This is a genomic window from Bradyrhizobium sp. 147 (genome assembly GCF_023073935.1).
Classification (GTDB): Bacteria; Pseudomonadota; Alphaproteobacteria; order Rhizobiales; family Xanthobacteraceae; genus Bradyrhizobium.
Window position 1 is genome coordinate 1 of record NZ_JADPKL010000002.1, and the last position, 595, is coordinate 595.

The 595-nt window shown below is 55.8% G+C and carries 1 protein-coding gene; it reads right to left on the minus strand.

Annotation, left to right across the window (positions count from 1 at the left end; genetic code table 11):
- Nucleotides 1-382 (minus strand): hypothetical protein (locus IVA87_RS00665; RefSeq protein ID WP_247332340.1); only part of this gene is annotated, 382 nt, incomplete at its 3' end.
- Nucleotides 383-595: the final 213 nt, after the last annotated feature.

A 595-nucleotide genomic window follows, 5' to 3' on the forward strand; every position in this document is an offset into this window, starting at 1 on the left:
TTGGAAGTCGAGTATCTACAGAAGGCAGCAAAGGAACGTGGAATCTCCCGCTCCAAGCTTGTGCGATTTGTAATGGAAAAGGTTGTGAACGACGAACTCGTTCCTGCGATCCTGGGTAAAGACGACTTGTCGAACGTTGAATCGCCGTCGCAAAGGTATCGACGCTTTCGGAATTGATAGGGCGGATCTTAATCTCGAAGCGAGGGCAGTCGATATGGTCGGCAACAACGTTACCGAGGCAATCGATCATGCGCTGCACGAGGTGCAGGCCGCGCGGCGTGATCTCACCATAACTGGCTTCTGCATGCGGCAGGCAGAAGCGCTTCGCAGAATAGATCGAGCCAAAGCCAACCTTGCTGATCTGGTGCAGTCCCGGAATCATTAAGTTGTTCGGGTTGCCAAGGTGCTTGAAGCGACCAGAAGGCGATTAGAGCTGTGAGTAGGCTCACAGTGCTTCCCCAAGCACCTCCAGCGGCCCCGGCCTCCCACAACGCCCAGATATGGCGCGCGCCCACTTTCAAATAGGAACTGCCGCCTCGCCACGGGTATTTCTGGCTGCACATCGGGCCAGGTCTTGGAGGCGTACAACGGCATC